This is a genomic window from Streptomyces sp. NPDC056169 (genome assembly GCF_042268445.1).
In the GTDB taxonomy this organism is placed as follows: domain Bacteria; phylum Actinomycetota; class Actinomycetes; order Streptomycetales; family Streptomycetaceae; genus Streptomyces.
This window is the reverse complement of record NZ_JBHJUO010000009.1, coordinates 343,633-362,495: the sequence shown is the minus strand read 5'-3', so window position 1 is coordinate 362,495 and position 18,863 is coordinate 343,633. Positions and strand designations below refer to the sequence as shown.

Here is an 18,863-nt window from a genome sequence, read left to right as displayed (position 1 = left end):
GGTGTGGGTCGTGGTGCGGTGGTGGCGTTGGCGGTGCCGCGTTCGGTGGATGCGGTGGTGGCGATGCTGGGTGTGGGTCTTGCGGGTGGGGCGTTCCTGCCGGTGGATCTGGACTTCCCGGCCGACCGCATCGCCTACATCCTCTCCGACGCCGCCCCCTCGGTGATCCTGTCGACCCGCGACACCGCGGATCGGCTGCCCGACGGGACCGCAGTCCCGCTGCTGCTCCTCGACACCGTCGAGCCTGCCGCGGAACTGGCCGGTGCGTGTGAGGTGTCGGTTCAGGACGCGGCGTATGTGTTGTACACGTCGGGGTCGACGGGTCGGCCGAAGGGTGTGGTCGTGCCGCATGGCGCGCTGCGGAACTTCTTGTGGTCGATGGGTTCGCAGGTGGGGCTGTCGGCGGGGGAGAAGTGGCTGGCGGTGACGACGTTCGGCTTCGACATCTCGTTGCTCGAGGTCTTCCTGCCGCTGGTGTCCGGTGCCGTCGTGGTGGTCGCGGATCGTGATGTCGTGCGTGATCCGGCTCAGTTGGGTCGTCTGGTGCGGTCCGAGGGGGTCGCGGTGATGCAGGCGACGCCCGGTCTGTGGCGTGCGCTGACGGAGACGGACCCGGAGGCCGCGCAGGGCTTGCGCATCCTGGTTGGCGGCGAGGCGGTGGACGCCGGGTTGGCGGGTGTGCTGGCGGAGGCCGGTGCGTCGGTGTGGAACATGTACGGGCCGACGGAGACGACGATCTGGTCGACCAGCGCCCTGCTGACGGGCGACGGCGGTACGCCGATCGGCGGTCCGATCGCCAACACGCAGGTCTATGTTCTCGACGGCCGTCTGGGTCTGGTTCCGCCGGGTGTGGCCGGTGAGTTGTACATCGCCGGCGAGGGCGTGGCCCGCGGTTACCTGGGCCGTCCGGGTCTGACGTCGGAGCGGTTCGTGACGGACCCCTTCGGTGAGCCGGGTTCGCGGATGTACCGGACGGGCGATCTGGTCCGTTGGACGGAGGCGGGTGTTCTGGAGTTCGTCGGTCGCGTGGACGACCAGGTGAAGGTGCGCGGTTACCGGATCGAGCTGGGCGAGGTCGAGTCGGCGCTGGCGGCGGTGGACGGTGTCGCCCGCTCGGTCGCCATGGTCCGCGAGGACTGCCCGAACGACCGTCGCCTCGTCGGCTACGTCGTCCCCGCCGAGGGAACGGTCCTGGAGGCGGAGGCGGTTCGCCGCGCGGCGGCCGAGACGCTGCCGGAGTACATGGTCCCGTCGGCGGTCGTGGTCCTCGACGCGGTGCCGTTGACGCCAAACGGCAAGACGGACCGCAAGGCCCTGCCCGCGCCCGCCGCCTCTGGTGCGGTCCGCCGGGAAGCCCGGACGGCGCAGGAGGACATCCTGTGCGGCCTGTTCGCGGAGATCCTGGGCGTGTCCCGGGTCGGGATCGACGACAGTTTCTTCGACCTGGGCGGGCACTCCCTGCTCGCGACCCGGCTCGTCTCCCGGATCCGCACCGTCCTCGGCGTCGAGCTTCCCGTCCGCGCGCTGTTCGAGACCCCGACCGCCGCCGCCCTCGCCCGTCGCCTCGACGGCGGCGGCGCGGCGACCGCCCGAACCGCGCTCGTGCCGCAGCATCGGCCCGCCGAGATCCCGCTCTCCTACGCGCAGCGTCGGCTGTGGTTCATCAATCAGCTGGACACCGAGAGCCCGCTCTACAACATCTCCCTCGGCCTGCGGCTGCGCGGCCCCCTGGACCCGGCCGCCCTGGAGGCCGCGCTCGCCGACGTGGTGTCCCGCCACGAGTCGCTGCGCACCGTCTTCCCCGCGCCCGACGGCACGCCCACGCAGGTCGTGCTCGACGCCGAGACCGTGACCGGCCGGATCCTGCGGACCGCCGACGTCACGGAGGACGAGGTCGCCGCGCAGGTCGCCGCGACCGTCCGGCACGGTTTCGACCTGGCCGAGCACACCCCGCTGCGGGCCGCACTGCTCACCGTCGGTCCGGACGAGCACGTCCTCGTGCTGGTGCTGCACCACATCGCCGGCGACGCCTGGTCCATGCGGCCGCTCGCCCGCGACCTGGGCGATGCCTACACCGCCCGGTGCGAGGGCGCCGCGCCGCAGTGGTCCCCGTTGCCCGTCCAGTACGCGGACTACGCGCTCTGGCAGCGCGAGGTACTGGGCGACGAGGCCGACCCGGACAGCGAGATCGCCCGCCAGCTCGCCCACTGGACGCAGACCCTGGCCGGCCTGCCCGACGAGCTGACCCTGCCCACCGACCGCCCGCGCCCCGACGCCTCCTCGCACCGGGGCGAGCGGATCCGCTTCGCCCTGGACGCCGCGCTGCACCGGCAGCTCCTGAGCCTCGCCCGGGAGTCCGGCACCAGTCTGTTCATGGTCCTCCAGGCGGCGCTGGCGAGCCTGCTGACCCGCCTCGGCGCGGGTACGGACATCCCGATCGGCACCCCCATCGCGGGCCGCACCGACGACGCGGTGGAGGAGCTGGTCGGCTTCTTCATCAACGAGCTCGTGCTGCGCACGGACACCTCGGGGAACCCGTCCTTCCGTGACCTGCTGGCCCGGGTCCGGGAGACCGACCTCGCCGCGTACGCCCACCAGGACGTGCCGTTCGAGCGCCTCGTCGAGGCCCTGAACCCGCCCCGCTCCCTCGGCCGCCACCCCCTGTTCCAGATCGTGCTGGCCCTGCAGAACACCGCGCACCCCACCCTGGAGCTGCCGGGTCTGACCGTCGGAGCCGAGCCGGGCAGCGGCGGCGTGGCCCGCTTCGACCTGTCCTTCGGCCTCAACGAGCGCCTCACCGCCGACGGCGCGCCCGACGGCCTCGACGCCCTCGCCGAGTTCGCCACGGACCTGTTCGACCGCGCGACGGTCGAGGCGATGGCGGACCGGTTCGTCACCGTCCTGAAGGCCGTGGCCGCGGACGCCGACCGGCGGATCGAGGACCTCGACATCCTGAGCTCCGCCGAGCGCGAGCTGCTGCTCTACGGCTGGAACGACACCGCCCGCCCCCTGCCGGACCTGCTCGTGCCGCAGATGATCGAGGCCCAGGCCGCCCGCACCCCGGACGCACCGGCCGTGACCGGCGGCGACGTCACCCTGACGTACGCGGAGCTGAACGAGCGTGCGAACCGGCTTGCGCATCTGCTGATCGGGCGGGGCGCGGGTCCGGAGTCGATCGTGGCGATCGCGGTGCCGCGGTCGCCGGAGATGATCGTCGCCGTGCTCGCCGTGCTGAAGTCCGGCGCGGCCTACCTGCCGGTCGACACCGAGTACCCCGCCGACCGCATCGCCTACATGCTGGCTGACGCCGTGCCCGCCCTGGTCGTCACCGCCCAGGACGTCGTGCCGCACCTGCCCAAGGCCGTCTCCAAGCCCCTCCTGGCCCTCGACGCCCAGGCGACCGTCGCCGAACTCGCCGGGCAGCGCGCGGACGACCCCGCCGACGCGGACCGCACAGGACCGCTGCTGGCCGACCACGCCGCGTACGTCATCTACACCTCCGGCTCCACCGGCACCCCGAAGGGCGTCGTCGTCCGTCACGAGGGCCTCGCCGACTACGTCGCGGGCGCCGCCGCCGACTACCGGGGCGTCGCGGGAGCGGTGCTGCTGCACTCCTCGGTCTCCTTCGACACCACGGTGACCTCGCTGCACGTTCCGCTCACCGTCGGCGGGCACATCCGGCTCACCGACTTCCTCGAAGGAGCCGTCGAGCAGGACTTCAGCCTGCTGAAGGTGACGCCCAGCCACCTCGGCCCGCTCACCGACTCCGTCGAGCCGGCCGACGCCGAGGCCGAACTCCTCGTCGCCGGCGAGGCCCTCACCTCGGCCGCCGTCGCCCCCTGGCGCCGTCGGCACCAGGACGGCGCGGTCTTCAACGTCTACGGCCCCACCGAGACCACCGTCAGCGCCGTCCAGCTCCGCGTCGCCCCCGGCGAGGAACTGCCGGACGGAGCCGTCCCGATCGGCCGTCCGTTGCGCAACACCCAGGCGTACGTGCTCGACCGGCGGCTCAACCCGGTCCCGGCCGGCGTCCCCGGCGAGCTGTACCTCGCCGGCGACGGCGTGGCTCGCGGCTATCTGAACCGCACCGCGCTCACCGCCGAGCGCTTCGTCGCCGACCCGTTCGGCCCCGCCGGCACGCGGATGTACCGTACCGGCGACGTGGTCCGCCACCGCCCCGACGGCGCCCTGGAGTTCGTCGGCCGCGCCGACGACCAGGTGAAGGTCCGCGGCCACCGCATCGAGCTCGGCGAGGTCGAGTCCGCGCTCTCCGCGGTCCCCGGCGTCGCCCGCGCCGTCGCCGCCGTGCGCGAGGACACCCCCGGCAACCGTCGTCTGGTCGGTTACCTCGTCCCCGTCGAGGGCGCGGCCCCGGACGCCGAGGCGGTCCGCCGCCATGTCGCCGCCGTGCTGCCCGAGTACATGGTCCCCTCGGCGGTCGTCACCCTCGACGCGGTGCCGCTGACCCCGAACGGCAAGACCGACCGCGCGGCCCTGCCCGCGCCGCAGCAGACCACGGCGGTACGGGGCCGGGAACCGCGCACCCCGCAGGAAGCGATCCTGTGCGGCCTGTTCGCCGAGGTTCTCGGCGTCGGCCGGGTCGGCATCCACGACGGTTTCTTCGCGCTCGGCGGCCACTCGTTGCTCGCGACCCGGCTGCTCAGCCGTATCCGCTCGGTCCTGGGCGTCCAGCTCGGCATCCGGGCCCTCTTCGAGGCCCCGACCGTCGCCGGTCTCGCCGAGCGCCTCGACGGCGCCGGCTCGGCCCGCCCGGCCCCCGCCCCGGCCGAGCGGCCCGACGCCGTCCCGCTGTCGTTCGCCCAGCGCCGCCTGTGGTTCATCAACCAGATGGACCCGACGAGCCCGCTCTACAACATCCCCATGGTCCTGCGCCTGTCCGGAGACCTCGACCGGACGGCCCTCGACGCGGCCCTCGCCGACGTGGCACAGCGCCACGAGAGCCTGCGGACGGTTTTCCCCGCCACCGACGGCGAACCCCGTCAGGCCGTCCTCCACGGCGAGGCGCAGCCCGTCGGCCTCACCGTCCTGGACACCTCCGAGGAGAGCCCCGCCGATACCGCCGACCCGCAGAACCGGATCGCCGAACTCCTCGGCCGCGGCTTCGACCTGACCCGGGAGGTCCCGCTGCGGGCCACCCTGCTCGCCACCGGCCCGGACGAGCACGTCCTCGTCCTCGTCCTGCACCACATCGCCGGTGACGCCTGGTCCCTCGCCCCACTCGCCACGGACCTCTCCACGGCCTACGCGGCCCGCCTCCAGGGTGACGCCCCGCAGTGGACGCCGCTCCCCGTCCAGTACGCCGACTACACGCTGTGGCAGCGCGAGCTGCTCGGCGACGAGGCCGACCCGGACAGCGAGATCGCCCGCCAGCTCGCCCACTGGACCGACGTGCTCGCCGGTCTGCCGGAGGAGCTCGCCCTGCCCACCGACCGGCCCCGGCCGCTGACCGGCGCCCAGCGCGGCGCGAAGCTGCGCTTCGCCTTCGACGCCCAGTTGCACCGCCGGCTGCTGGCCCTCGCCGGCTCCACGGGCACCAGCCTCTTCATGGTCCTCCAGGCCGGACTCGCGTCCGTCCTCAGCCGGCTCGGCGCGGGCGACGACATCCCGATCGGCGCCCCGATCGCCGGCCGCACCGACGACACCCTCGACGACCTCGTCGGTTTCTTCCTGAACACCCTGGTCCTGCGCACCGACACCTCCGGCGCCCCGTCGTTCCGCGAACTGCTCGCCCGCGTCCGGGACACCGACCTCGCCGCGTACGCCAACCAGGACCTGCCGTTCGAGCGGATCGTCGAGGCGCTCAACCCGCAGCGCTCGCTGACCCGTCACCCGCTCTTCCAGGTGACGCTGACCGTGCAGAACTCCCGCGACGCCGCGCTCGAACTGCCCGGCCTGACCGTGTCCGCCGAGGCCGGCGCGTCCGCCTGGGCACGGTTCGACCTCTCCCTCGGCCTCGGCGAACGGCACACCGCGAACGGCGTCCCGAACGGCCTCGAAGGCGTCGTCGACTACTCCGCCGACCTCTTCGACCGCGACACCGTCGACACCGTCGTTGGCCGACTCGAGCGCCTGCTGCGCGCCGTCGTCGCCGACCCCGACCGCTCCGTCGGCGACATCGACATCCTCGACGCCGCCGAGCGTGATCGGTTGGTGAGCGGGTGGAATGCGACGGGTGCTGTGGTGCCGGTGGGTGTGGTGCCGGTGTGGTTCGCGGAGTGTGCGGGGCGGGCGCCGGAGGCGCTTGCGGTGGTGTGTGGTGGTGTGCGTTTGTCGTACGGGGAGTTGTGGTCGCGTGCGGTGGGTGTGGCCAATGAGCTGACCGCTGCGGGTGTGGGTCGTGGTGCGGTGGTGGCGTTGGCGGTGCCGCGTTCGGTGGATGCGGTGGTGGCGATGCTGGGTGTGGGTCTTGCGGGTGGGGCGTTTCTGCCGGTGGATCTGGACTTCCCGGCCGACCGCATCGCGTACATCCTCGCCGACGCCGCTCCCTCGGTGATCCTGTCGACCCGTGACACCGCGGATCGGCTGCCCGACGGGACCGCAGTCCCGCTGTTGCTCCTCGACACCGTCGAGCCTGCCGCGGAACTGGCCGGTGCGTGTGAGGTGTCGGTTCAGGACGCGGCGTATGTGTTGTACACGTCGGGGTCGACGGGTCGGCCGAAGGGTGTGGTCGTGCCGCATGGTGCGCTGCGGAACTTCTTGTGGTCGATGGGTTCGCAGGTGGGGCTGTCGGCGGGGGAGAAGTGGCTGGCGGTGACGACGTTCGGCTTCGACATTTCGCTGCTTGAGGTCTTCCTGCCGCTGGTCTCCGGCGCGGTCGTGGTGATCGCGGACCGTGATGTGGTGCGTGATCCGGTGCGGTTGGGCGCTCTGGTGCGGTCCGAGGGCATTGAGGTGATGCAGGCGACGCCGAGTCTGTGGCGTGCGCTGACGGAGACGGACCCGGAGGCCGCGCAGGGTCTGAGGATCCTGGTCGGCGGTGAGGCGGTGGATGCCGGTCTCGCGGGTGTGTTGGCCGGGGCGGGTGCGTCGGTGTGGAACATGTACGGGCCGACGGAGACGACGATCTGGTCGACCAGCGCCCTGCTGACGGGCGACGGCGGTACGCCGATCGGCGCGCCGATCGCCAACACCCAGGTCTACGTCCTCGACGGTCGTCTGCGTCTGGTTCCGCCGGGTGTGTCGGGTGAGTTGTACATCGCCGGCGAGGGTGTGGCCCGTGGTTATCTCGGGCGTCCGGGTCTGACCTCGGAGCGGTTCGTCACGGATCCGTTCGGTGAGCCTGGTGCGCGGATGTACCGGACGGGTGACCTGGTGCGGTGGACGGACGCGGGTGTTCTGGAGTTCGTCGGCCGTGTCGACGATCAGGTGAAGGTGCGGGGCTACCGCATCGAGCTCGGTGAGGTCGAGTCCGCGCTGTCGAAGGTGGAGGGCGTGGCCCGTGCCGTGGCCATGGTCCGTGAGGACTCCCCGAACGACCGTCGCCTCGTCGGCTACGTCGTCCCCGCCGAGGGAACGGCCCTGGAGGCGGAGGCGGTTCGCCGCGCGGCGGCCGAGACGCTGCCGGAGTACATGGTCCCGTCGGCGGTCGTGGTCCTCGACGCGGTGCCGTTGACGCCGAACGGCAAGACGGACCGCAAGGCCCTGCCCGCGCCCACCGCCTCCGGCGTCGTCCGCCGTGAGGCGCGCACGGCGCAGGAGGACATCCTCTGCGGCCTGTTCGCCGAGATCCTGGGCCTGGCCCGGGTCGGCATCGACGACAGTTTCTTCGACCTGGGCGGGCACTCCCTGCTCGCGACCCGGCTCGTCTCCCGGATCCGCACCGTCCTCGGCGTCGAGCTTCCCGTCCGCGCGCTGTTCGAGACCCCGACCGCCGCCGCCCTCGCCCCGTACCTGGAGCGAGGAGGGGAGACCAGGCCCGCGCTCGTCCCGCAGCGGCGGCCGGCCGAGATCCCGCTCTCCTACGCGCAGCGCCGCCTCTGGGCGCTGAGCCGGCTCGGTGCGACGGCCGGCACGTACAACATCCCGATGGTCACCCGGCTCCGCGGCCCGCTGGACGCGCTCGCGCTGGAGACCGCGCTCGCCGACGTGGTGACCCGCCACGAGTCGCTGCGCACCGTCTTCCCGGTGACGTCCGACGGCACGCCCGCGCAGGTCGTGCTCGACCCGGCCGAGGCCCGCCCGTACCTGCACGTCGTCCAGGTCGAGGAGTCCGACGTCGAGGCGGCCGTGGCCGCCTCGCAGCGCACCGACTTCGCCCTGGACACCGATCTTCCGCTGCGCGCCCAGCTGTTGGAGCTGGGCCCGGAGGACCACGTCCTCGTGCTGGTGCTGCACCACATCGCCGGCGACGCCTCCTCGATGCGACCCCTGGTCCGGGACCTGGCCGCCGCGTACACCGCGCGCGCCGAGGGCGGCGCGCCGCAGTGGGCGCCGCTCCCTGTCCAGTACGCGGACTACGCGCTGTGGCAGCGTGAGGTGCTGGGCGACGAGGCCGACCCGGACAGCGAGATCGCCCGCCGGCTCGCCCACTGGACGCGGACCCTCGCGGGCCTGCCCGAGGTACTGGCGTTGCCCACCGACCGGCCCCGCCCGGAGGAGGCCGGCCACGAGGGCGGACTCGTGCCGCTCACGCTCGACGGCGAGCTGCACGCCGGGCTGCTCGACCTCGCCCGATCCAGCCGGACCACGGTCTTCATGGTCCTCCAGGCGGCGCTGGCGAGCCTGCTGACCCGCCTCGGCGCGGGTACGGACGTCCCGCTCGGCACCCCGGTCGCGGGGCGCGGCGACGAGGCGCTCGACGACCTCGTCGGGTTCTTCGTCAACACGCTGGTGCTGCGCACGGACACGTCCGGCAACCCGTCCTTCCGTGACCTGCTGGCCCGGGTCCGGGAGACCGACCTCGCCGCCTACGCCCACCAGGACGTGCCGTTCGAGCGGGTCGTGGACGCGGTGGCGCCGCGCCGGTCGGCCGCGCACCACCCGCTGTTCCAGGTCATGCTCTCCCTGGACAACGTCGCGCGGGCCGACGCGCGCCTCGCCGGACTGACCGTCGACGCCGTCGGCGAGCCGGCCGGCGACGGGGCCGGGCGCGCCAAGTTCGACCTGTCGGTGCGGCTCTCCGAGCAGCGCTCCGACGAGGACGGACCGGCCGGCCTGCACGGCACCGTGGCCTACGCGGCGGACCTCTTCGACCGTGCGACGGTCGAGGCGATGGCGCAGCGCTTCGTCACCGTCCTGAAGGCCGTGGTCGCGGACGCCGACCGGCGGATCGAGGACCTCGACATCCTCGACGCCGCCGAGCGCGAGCTGCTGGTGCACGGCTGGAACGACACCGCCCGCCCGCTCCCGGACCTCCTCGTCCCGGAGCTGATCGAGGCACAGGTCGCCCGTACCCCCGACGCGCCCGCCCTGTCCGCGGGCGACGTGACCCTGACGTACGCGGAGCTGAACGAGCGCGCGAACCGGCTTGCGCATCTGCTGATCGGGCGGGGCGCGGGTCCTGAGTCGATCGTGGCGATCGCGGTGCCGCGGTCGCCGGAGATGATCGTCGCCGTGCTCGCCGTGCTGAAGTCCGGCGCGGCCTACCTGCCGGTCGACACCGAATACCCCGCCGACCGCATCGCGTACTTCTTCGAGGACGCCCGGCCCTGCCTGGTCGTCACCAGCGCCGACGCCGAGGAGCGCGTGCCGTCCGCGGCCGCCGCCGGGCGGATCGTCGTCGACGCGCCGGACACCGTTGCCGCGCTCGCCGCCCAGCAGGCGCGGAACCCGGTCGACACCGACCGGAGCGCCCCGCTGACGGCCCGTACGCCCGCGTACGTGATCTACACCTCCGGCTCCACCGGCCGCCCCAAGGGCGTCGTCGTCGAGCACGGCGGCATCCCCAACATCGTCCTCGCCCGGACCGGTCCGTACGCGATGGGCCCGGGAAGCAGGGCGCTGCAGTTCGCGTCGCTCAGCTTCGACGCCGCGATGTCGGAGATCTGCACCCCGCTGTCCGCCGGCGCGTGCCTGGTGCTCGGCCCGGCCGACATGCTGCTCCAGGTCGCCGAACTGCCCGCGCTGCTGCGCGAGCAGGGCGTGACCCACGCGACGCTGCCGCCCGCGGTGCTCGCCCAGCTCTCGCCCGCGAGCCTGCGCACCGTCCGCACCCTTGTGACGGCCGGCGAGGCCGCCCCGGCCGGTCTGGTGGCCACCTGGGCGCCCGGGCGGCGCATGTTCAACGCGTACGGCCCCACCGAGACCACGGTCTCCTGCACCATGGCCGGGCCGCTCGCCCCCGAGGCCGGGGTGCCGCCGATCGGCGGCCCGCTGCCCAACACCCGCGTCCACGTGCTCGACCACCGGCTGCGGCCGGTCCCGGTCGGCGTCCCCGGCGAGCTCTACGTCGCCGGGATCGGCGTGGCCCGGGGCTACCTCCGCCGGCCCGGCCTGAGCGCCGAGCGGTTCGTCGCCGACCCGTTCGGGCCGGCCGGCAGCCGGATGTACCGCACCGGCGACGTGGTCAGCCGGATGCGCGACGGCCGGCTGCGGTTCGTCGGCCGGGCCGACGGCCAGGTGAAGCTGCGCGGCTTCCGGATCGAACTCGGCGAGGTGGAGGCCGCCCTGACGGGCGCTCCGGGCGTCGCGCGCGCCGTGGCGACCGTCCGGGAGGACCGTCCGGGCGTTCGGCAGCTCGTGGGCTACCTCGTCGCGGAGGTGGGTGCAGGACTCGACCTCGGAGCGGTACGGACGTACCTGCGGGCCGCCCTGCCGGCGCACCTGCTGCCGTCCGTCCTCATGGAGATCGACCGGGTCCCGCTGACCGTCAACGGCAAGACCGACAAGGCCGCGCTGCCCGCCCCCGAGCAGCCCGGGACCGCCCTGGCCGCCCCGGCGGCGGAACGCTCCCCCGAGCCGTCCGCCGACGACGACCCGCAGGCTCTGCTCTGCCGGATCGTCGGCGAGGTCCTCGGCCTGGCCGGTGTCGGCGCCGACGACAACTTCTTCGCCCTGGGCGGCGACAGCATCAACGCCATCCAGGTCGCCGGCCGGGCCCGCCAGGCCGGGCTCGTCCTCACACCGCGGGACATATTCCGCCACCAGACCGTCGCGGAGCTGGTGTCCGCGATCCGTCCCGCCGCCGCCGAAGCCGCGCCCGTCGCCGACGACGGCGTCGGCGCCGTCCCCGGCACCCCCGTGGTCCGCTGGCTGCACCAGCTCGGCGGCCCGTTCCAGGGCCTCAACCAGTCCGTGCTGCTCCGGGTTCCCGGCGCCCTCGGACAGGACGAGCTGACCCGGGCCGTCCAGGCCGTCGTCGACCACCACGACGTGCTGCGCGCACGGCTGACCGGTGCCGCACTCGGCCTGCCGTGGAACCTGGAGACCGCGCCGCGCGGCACGGTCGACGCCCGTGCCTGCGTCAGCCGTGTCGACGTCCGGGACGCCGCGGCCGTCGCCGGCGACATCGCCGCCGCGGTCTCCGCGCACGGCGAGGGGGCCCGGCGCCGGCTCGACCCGGAGAACGGCGTCCTGTTCCAGGTCGTCTGGTTCGACGCCGGCCCGGACGAGCAGGGCCTCCTCCTCGTCCTCCTGCACCATCTCGTCGTCGACGGCGTGTCGTGGCGGATCCTGCTGCCGGACCTCGCCGCCGCCTGGCAGGCCGCCCGCGACGGCCGCGACCCGCGGCCCGCCCCGGTCGGCACGACCTTCCGCCGCTGGGCGCAGGCCCTCGTCATGGAGGCGCAGAACCCGGCCCGGATAGCCGAACTCCCGCTGTGGCGGCAGCAGACGCAGGGCCGCGACCCGCTCCTCGGCGCGCGCCCTCTCGACCCCGCCGTCGACACCCGGGAGACCGCCGAGCACCTGACGGCCGCCCTCCCCGCGGACCTGACGACGGCGCTGCTGACCGACGTTCCGGCCCGGTTCCGCACCCAGATCAACGACGTGCTGCTCACCGGCCTGACCCTCGCGGTCGCCCGCTGGCGCCGCCGCTGGACCCAGGACGCGTCCCACGCGGTCCTCGTCGACATGGAGGGCCACGGCCGCGAGGAACTCGACGAGACCCTCGACCTGTCCCGCACGGTCGGCTGGTTCACCAGCCGCTTCCCCGTCCGGCTCGACCCGGGCCCGCTCGACCTGGACGAGGCGCTGGACGGCGGCGCCGCGACCGTCGCCGCGCTCGGGCGGATCAAGGAGCAACTGCGCGCCCTGCCCGACAACGGACTCGGCTACGGCCTGCTCCGCTACCTCAACGCGGACACCGCGCTCGCTCTGGCGGGCGCCGTAGCCCCGCAGATCGGCTTCAACTACCTCGGCCGGGTCGGCAGCGGCGGCGACACCCTCGGCGAGACCGGACCCGCCGGCTGGTCCAGCGCGTCCGACCTGCGGATCCCGCTGCTCCCCGCCGACCCGGGCATGCCGTTCGGCCACTCCGTCGAGATCAACGCGGTCACCAGGGACGGCGACGGCGGGCCCCGGCTCCACGTCACGTACTCCTGGCCCGCCGGACTCTTCGACCGCGCCGAGATCGAGGAGCTCGCCGAGCTGTGGTTCACCGCCCTGCGCGCCCTCGCCGACCCCGGCCAGTCCGAGCGCGGTGACGGGCTCACCCCCGGCGACCTGCCGACGTCCGGGCTGACCCAGCCCGAGATCGACGCCTTCGCCGCCGCCCCCGGCGGACTGGAGGACGCCTTCGCGCTCACCCCGCTCCAGGAGGGCCTGTTCTTCCACGCCCAGCAGGCGGACGACAGCGGCACGGACGTCTACACCGTCCAACTGGTCCTCGACCTCGAAGGCCCGCTGGACCCGGCCGCCCTGCGCACCGCCGGACAGACCGTCCTCGACCGGCACCCCAACCTGCGGGCGGGCTTCCACCACCGCGCGGACGGAGCGGCCGTCCAGGTCGTGCCGCGCACCGCGGCCCTGCCCTGGGACGAGGCCGACCTCGGCGCACTGCCCGACGACACCGCGCAGCGCGAACTCGCGGCGCTCACCGAGGCCGCCCGCGGCCACCGGTTCGACCTGAGCCGGCCACCGCTGGTCCGCTTCCTGCTGATCCGCCTCGGCGCCGAACGGCACCGGCTGGTCATCACCAAGCACCACATCCTGCTCGACGGCTGGTCCATGCCGCTGTTCCTGCGCGAACTGGTCACCCTGTACGAGAACGGCGGCGACGCGGCCGCGCTGCCCGCCCCCGCCCCGTTCCGCTCGTACGTCGACTGGCTCGCAGCGCAGGACCGCACGGTGAGCGAACAGGCCTGGCGCGACACCCTCGCCGGGATCGAGGAGCCCACCCTGCTCGCCCCCGGCCGGGAACCGGCCGGACCCGCACTGCCCGAGCAGCTCGTGCACGACCTGCCGCCGGAGCTCACCGCGACCCTCCAGGCGCAGGCGGCCCGGGCCGGCGTCACCATGAACACCGTGGTCCAGACGGCCTGGGCGCTCGTCCTCGGCCGTCACCTCGGACGCGACGACGTCCTGTTCGGCACCACGGTCTCCGGCCGGCCGCCGGAGCTCCCCGGGGCCGAGAACATGATCGGCCTGTTCATCAACACCCTGCCGGTACGGGTCCGGTTCGACCGCTCCGAAAGCTGGAGCGCCGCCCTGGCCCGCGTCCAGGACGAACAGACCGCCCTGCGCACCCACCAGTACCTCGGCCTCGCCGACGTGCACCGGATCGCGGGTATCCGGCCGCTGTTCGACACCGCCCTCGTCTACGAGAACTACCCGCTGCCCGAGGACACCGAGCGCTCCCCGTCCCGGCTGCGCGCCACCGCGGTCCAGGGCCGTGACGCGGCCCACTACCCGCTGCTGCTGGTCGCGTCGCTGCGCTCGCAGGGCCTGCGGTTCCGTCTCGACCACCGGCCCGAGGTGCTCGGCGCGACGACCGCCCCCACCCTGCTGGAGCGGCTGACCCGTGTCCTGGAGTCGGTGGCCGCCGACCCGGAGCAGCCGGTGGGGCGTGTCTCGGTGCTGTCCCGCGAGGAGCGCCGCGCGCTCGCCGACGGCGGCACGCGGACCCCGCTCGCCGCCGGCGCACACGGCGGCCCCGGCGACACGATCCACGGCCGGGTCGCCGCCCTCGCCGCCCGCACCCCGGACGCCGTCGCGGTGTCCCTCGGAGACGAGCGGCTCACCTGGGGGGAACTGGACGAGCGGGCCAACCGGCTCGCCCGGCTGCTGCACGAGCTGGGCACCGGCCCGGAGGACCGGGTCGGCATCCTGCTCGACCGGTCGCCGCTGCTGGTCGTCGCCTTCCTCGCCGTCCTCAAGGCGGGCGCGGTCTGCGTCCCGCTGGCGCCCGCCCACCCCGTGCAGCGGCAGCGGACCGTCCTCGACCGGGCCGGCGCGCGCGTGCTGCTCACCGACGCGGCCCGCGCCGCCGACCGGGCCGGCGCCCCGGACGACGGCGTCACGACCGTCGCCGTGGACACCGACCCGCGCCCGGCCCGCCAGGACCCCACCGACCCCGGCACGCCCGTCGAACCGGACCGGCTGGCGTACGTGTTGTTCACCTCCGGCTCCACCGGCGTGCCCAAGGGGGTGGCGGTCACCCACCGCGACGTCGTCGAGCTCGCCGAAGAGCCCTGCTGGGCCCCGGGCGCGCGGGAGCGGATGCTGTTCCACTCGTCGCACGCCTGGGACGCGGCCCTGCTGGAGCTGTGGGGGCCGCTGCTGAACCACGGCACGGTCGTCGTCGCCCCGCCCGGTGAGACCGATCTGAGGGACCTGGCCCGGCTCCTGGTCGCCGAGCGCGTCACCGGACTCTGGCTGACGGCCGGCCTGTTCCGCTGGCTGGCCGAGGAGGAGCCGGACTGCTTCGCCGGAGTCCGCGAGGTGCGCACCGGCGGTGACGTCGTCCCCGCCGACGCCGTCCGCAAGGTCCTCGCCGCCTGCCCCGGCACCGTCGTCAGCAACGGCTACGGGCCCACCGAGACCACCGTGTTCGCCACCCACCACATCATGCGGGCGGGTGACCCGGTACCGGACAACGTGCCGATCGGCGTCCCGCTGCACGGGATGGCGGCCTACGTGCTCTCCCCGGAGCTGGAGCCGGTCCCCGCCGGGGCCGTCGGCGAGCTGTACCTCGCGGGCTCCGGGCTCGCCCGCGGCTACGAGAACGACCCGGCGCTCACCGCCCGTTCGTTCGTGGCCGACCCGTTCGGAGATCCGGGGACGCGGATGTACCGCTCCGGCGACCTGGCACGCCGCCGCCCGGACGGCGCCCTGGAGTTCGTCGGCCGGGCCGACGACCAGGTGAAGCTGCGCGGTTTCCGTGTCGAGCTCAGCGAGGTCGACGGCGCGCTCGCGGCCCTGCCCGGCGTGGCCCACGCGGTCTCCCTGGTCCGCGAGGACCGGCCCGGCGACAAGCGCCTCGTCGCCTATACGGTGCCCGTGCCCGGCGAACCCGCCCCGGGCGCGGCGGAGATGCGCGCCCGGCTCGCCGAGACGCTGCCGGACTACCTCGTCCCGGCCGCGGTCGTCCAGCTCGACGCGCTGCCGCTCACCGCGAACGGCAAGCTGGACCGGGCGGCGCTGCCCGCCCCCGCCCCCGCCGACGGCGCCGCGCGCACCGGACGCGGCCCGCGCACCCCCCGCGAGGAGCTGCTGTGCGGCCTGTTCGCCGACGTCCTCGGCGTCGACGAGGCCGGCATCGACGACGACTTCTTCGCCCTCGGCGGCAACTCGCTGCTCGCGGCCGGACTCGTCAGCCGGATCCGCGCCGTCCTCGGCGTCGAACTCGGCATCCAGGCGCTGTTCCTGGCGCCCACGGTCGCCGGACTCGTCGCCGCCCTCGACGACGAGGACGCGGACGCCGCCGGAGCGCTGGACGTCCTGCTGCCGCTGCGCACCCGCGGTGACCTTCCGCCGGTGTTCTGCTTCCACGCCGCCGGCGGCCTGAGCTGGCGGTACGCGGCCCTGCTGCGGCACCTGCCGGCCGGCCACCCGGTGTACGGGCTCCAGGCCCGCGCGTTCGCCGAGCCCGGCCACCGCCCGGCGAGCCTGGAGGAGGCCGCCTCCGACTACGTGGAGCGGATCCGCTCCGTCCAGCCGTCCGGCCCCTACCACCTGGTGGGCTGGTCGCTCGGCGGCCTGGTCGCCCAGGCGGCCGCGGTCCTCCTGGAGGAGGCCGGAGAGGAGGTCGCGACCGTCGCGGTCCTCGACTCCTACCCGGCGCGGCCCGGCGACCCGGTCGTCGTGCCCCCGGCGGCGCAGGTCCTCGGCGCCCTCCTCGACGCGGCCGGCGTCGGCCCCGACCGTGGGGAGGAGGAGCTCACCCCCGAGGCGGGCGCCGCGCTGCTGCGGGCCCGCGGCGGACCGCTCGCGGCGCTGCTCGCCGACCGGGTCGGCGCCCTCGTGGACGCGTACCGCACCGGCGTCGAGCTGCGCGCAGGCTTCGCCCCGCGCCGGTTCACGGGCGACCTGCTGCTGTTCGTCGCGAACGGCGGTGCCGGAGGGAGCGGCTCCCGGCACGGCTCCGGGCAGGTCCCCGCGGACGCCGTCGCCGAGAAGGCGGACCGCTGGCGCCCGTACGTCGGCGGCGCGATCGCCGTCCACCCGGTCGACTGCCGCCACGAGGACATGCTGCGGCCCGAGCCGCTGGCCGTCGTCGGCGGCGCGCTCGCCGCCCATCTGAACGCCCGCACCACACGGAAGGACAGCTGATGAAGAAGGAGTTGTACGCGCTGGGGGAGACGCCGCCCCTGGGCGAGGTGCCCCGTCGCATGCACGCCGGAGTGATCCGGCGCGAGCGGTACGGCCCGCCCGAGCAGTCGATCCAGGTCGAGACCGTGGACGTGCCGCCGGTCGGCCGCGGGCAGGTCCTCATCTGGGTGATGGCCGCCGGGATCAACTACAACGGCGTCTGGGCCGGACTCGGCACCCCCGCCGATGTCATCGCCGACCGTCAACGGGCCGGCGATCCGCTCGACTTCCACATCGCCGGATCCGAGGGCGCCGGAGTGGTCTGGGCCGTCGGAGAGGGGGTCAAGCAGCTCAAGGTCGGCGACCACGTCATCGTCGGCGGCGTCGCCTGGGACGAGTCGGCCCCCGACATCCGCCTCGGCACCGACCCGACCGCCTCCCGCTCCCAGCGGGCGTGGGGCTACGAGTCGAACCACGGCTCCTTCGCGCAGTTCACCGTGGCCGACGAGTACCAGTGCCACAAGAAGCCCCCGCACCTCACCTGGGAGGAGGCCGGCTGCTTCCTCGGCGGCGGCTCCACCTCGTACCGCATGCTCATGGGATGGCACCCGCACACGGTCCGGCCGGGCGATCCCGTCCTCGTCTGGGGCGGCGCAGGCGGCCTCGGATCCATGGCGATACAGATCGTGAAATACTTCGGCGGAATTCCGGTCGCCGTGGTTTCGGATGACGATAAATTCGACTACTGTAAGCGCCTGGGAGCGCACGGCGTCATCAATCGGAATGATTTCGACCACTGGGGTCGGCTGCCTGATTCGAGTGACACCGTCGCCTACCGGGAATGGCTCTCCGGGGTCCGCTCCTTCGGCCGGGCCTTCTGGGACGCGCTCGGCGAGCGCAGAGACCCCGCCATCGTCCTCGAGCACCCCGGCAGGGCCACCCTGCCGACCTCGGTCTACGTCTGCGACCGGGCCGGCATGGTCGTCACCTGCGCCGGCACCAGCGGCTACAACGGCGACATCGACCTGCGGTTCCTCTGGATGTTCCAGAAGCGGCTCCAGGGCTCGCACGCCGCGAACGTACGCCAGACCGCGGCGATCATCGAGCTCGTCGCGGCCGGCCACATCGACCCCTGCCTCAGCCTCGCCCTGCCGTTCGCCGAGATCGGCCGGGCGCACCAGATGGTCTACGAGAACAAGCAGCCGCCCGGCAATGTGGCGGTCCTCGTGAACGCGCCCGAACCGGGCCTCACGGATATGCGCTGAAATCTTTTCGAAAAGGTTGCCGATCTCTCTCCTGTTGGTTAGAAAGAACGGCGACGGAAACAAGAATCCACCTCGGGAAATGGAAAAGGGAAAAGAAATGACGAACCCGTTCGAGAACGCCGACGGCCGCTACCTCGTCCTCGTCAACGACGAGGGCCAGCACTCCCTGTGGCCCGACTTCGCCGAGGTCCCGGCCGGCTGGGAGGTCGCCTTCCCGGAGAACGACCGCCAGGCCTGCCTCGACCACATCGAGGCCAACTGGACGGACATGCGCCCCAAGAGCCTCGTCCGCGCGATGGCGGCCTGACCCGGTGACCGGCCCCGACGCCGTCACGGTGCTCTGGGGCCCCGTCGCCTCCGGCGAACGGCGCGCGGCGCACACCACGCTGCTGCGCGCCGCCGCGGAGCTGACCGGCAGCCCGCTCCACCGGATCGGACTCGCCCACGAACCCTGCGGCCGCCCGCGGCTCACCGGACCCGCCGCCCGGCTCCACGTGAGCGTGAGCCACAGCCCGGGAGCCCGAGCCGTGGCGCTCGCCGGGACCCCGGTCGGCGTCGACATCGAGACCGTACGCCCCCTGCCCGCCCTCGCACTGGCCCGGCGCTGGCTCGCCCCCGCCGACGCCGACTGGCTCGGCCGCCTCCCCGCGGCGGACCGGGTCCCCGCCTTCTACTGGCTCTGGACCCAGAAGGAGGCCGTCGGCAAGGCCCACGGCCACGGACTCGCCCACGGCGGGCTCACCCAGCCGCTGCCCCACCCCCCGCACTGGCCCCCGCCCTCCACCGCAGACAGGACGCCCGCCCTGAGCGCCCTGCCCGGCGGGACCGGGGCCGCCTGCACGGTCCTGCCGACCGACGCCGGCCCGTACGGCTCACACGTCCTCGCGGTCGCCGGCCTCGGCGCCCCGGGCGCCCCGGTCGACCTGCGCCACTGCGACGCATGATCCCCCA

At 74.1% G+C, this 18,863-nt stretch carries 4 protein-coding genes; all 4 read left to right on the top strand.

From position 1 onward, the window contains the following. The first annotated feature begins 3 nt into the window (after nt 1-3). Nucleotides 4-16,668 (top strand): non-ribosomal peptide synthase/polyketide synthase, encoded by a 16,665-nt coding sequence (locus ACFC0G_RS17335; protein ID WP_376403940.1) that lies wholly within the window; start codon nt 4-6, stop codon nt 16,666-16,668. Beyond that, entirely contained in the window at nt 16,668-17,912 is a 1,245-nt protein-coding gene (gene ccrA, locus ACFC0G_RS17330; protein ID WP_187621330.1) for a crotonyl-CoA carboxylase/reductase, read from the top strand. Before ACFC0G_RS17335 ends, ccrA begins: the two co-directional genes overlap by 1 nt. Nucleotides 17,913-18,009: 97 nt before the next feature. Next, nucleotides 18,010-18,219, top strand: a complete 210-nt coding sequence (locus ACFC0G_RS17325; protein WP_376403915.1) for an MbtH family protein — start codon at nt 18,010-18,012, stop codon at nt 18,217-18,219. Between the two features lie 4 nt (nt 18,220-18,223). Beyond that, nucleotides 18,224-18,856 carry a 4'-phosphopantetheinyl transferase family protein gene (locus tag ACFC0G_RS17320; RefSeq protein ID WP_376403913.1) on the top strand — a complete coding sequence of 211 codons (633 nt, stop codon included), beginning with the start codon at nt 18,224-18,226 and terminating at the stop codon, nt 18,854-18,856. The last annotated feature ends 7 nt before the right edge of the window (nt 18,857-18,863 follow it).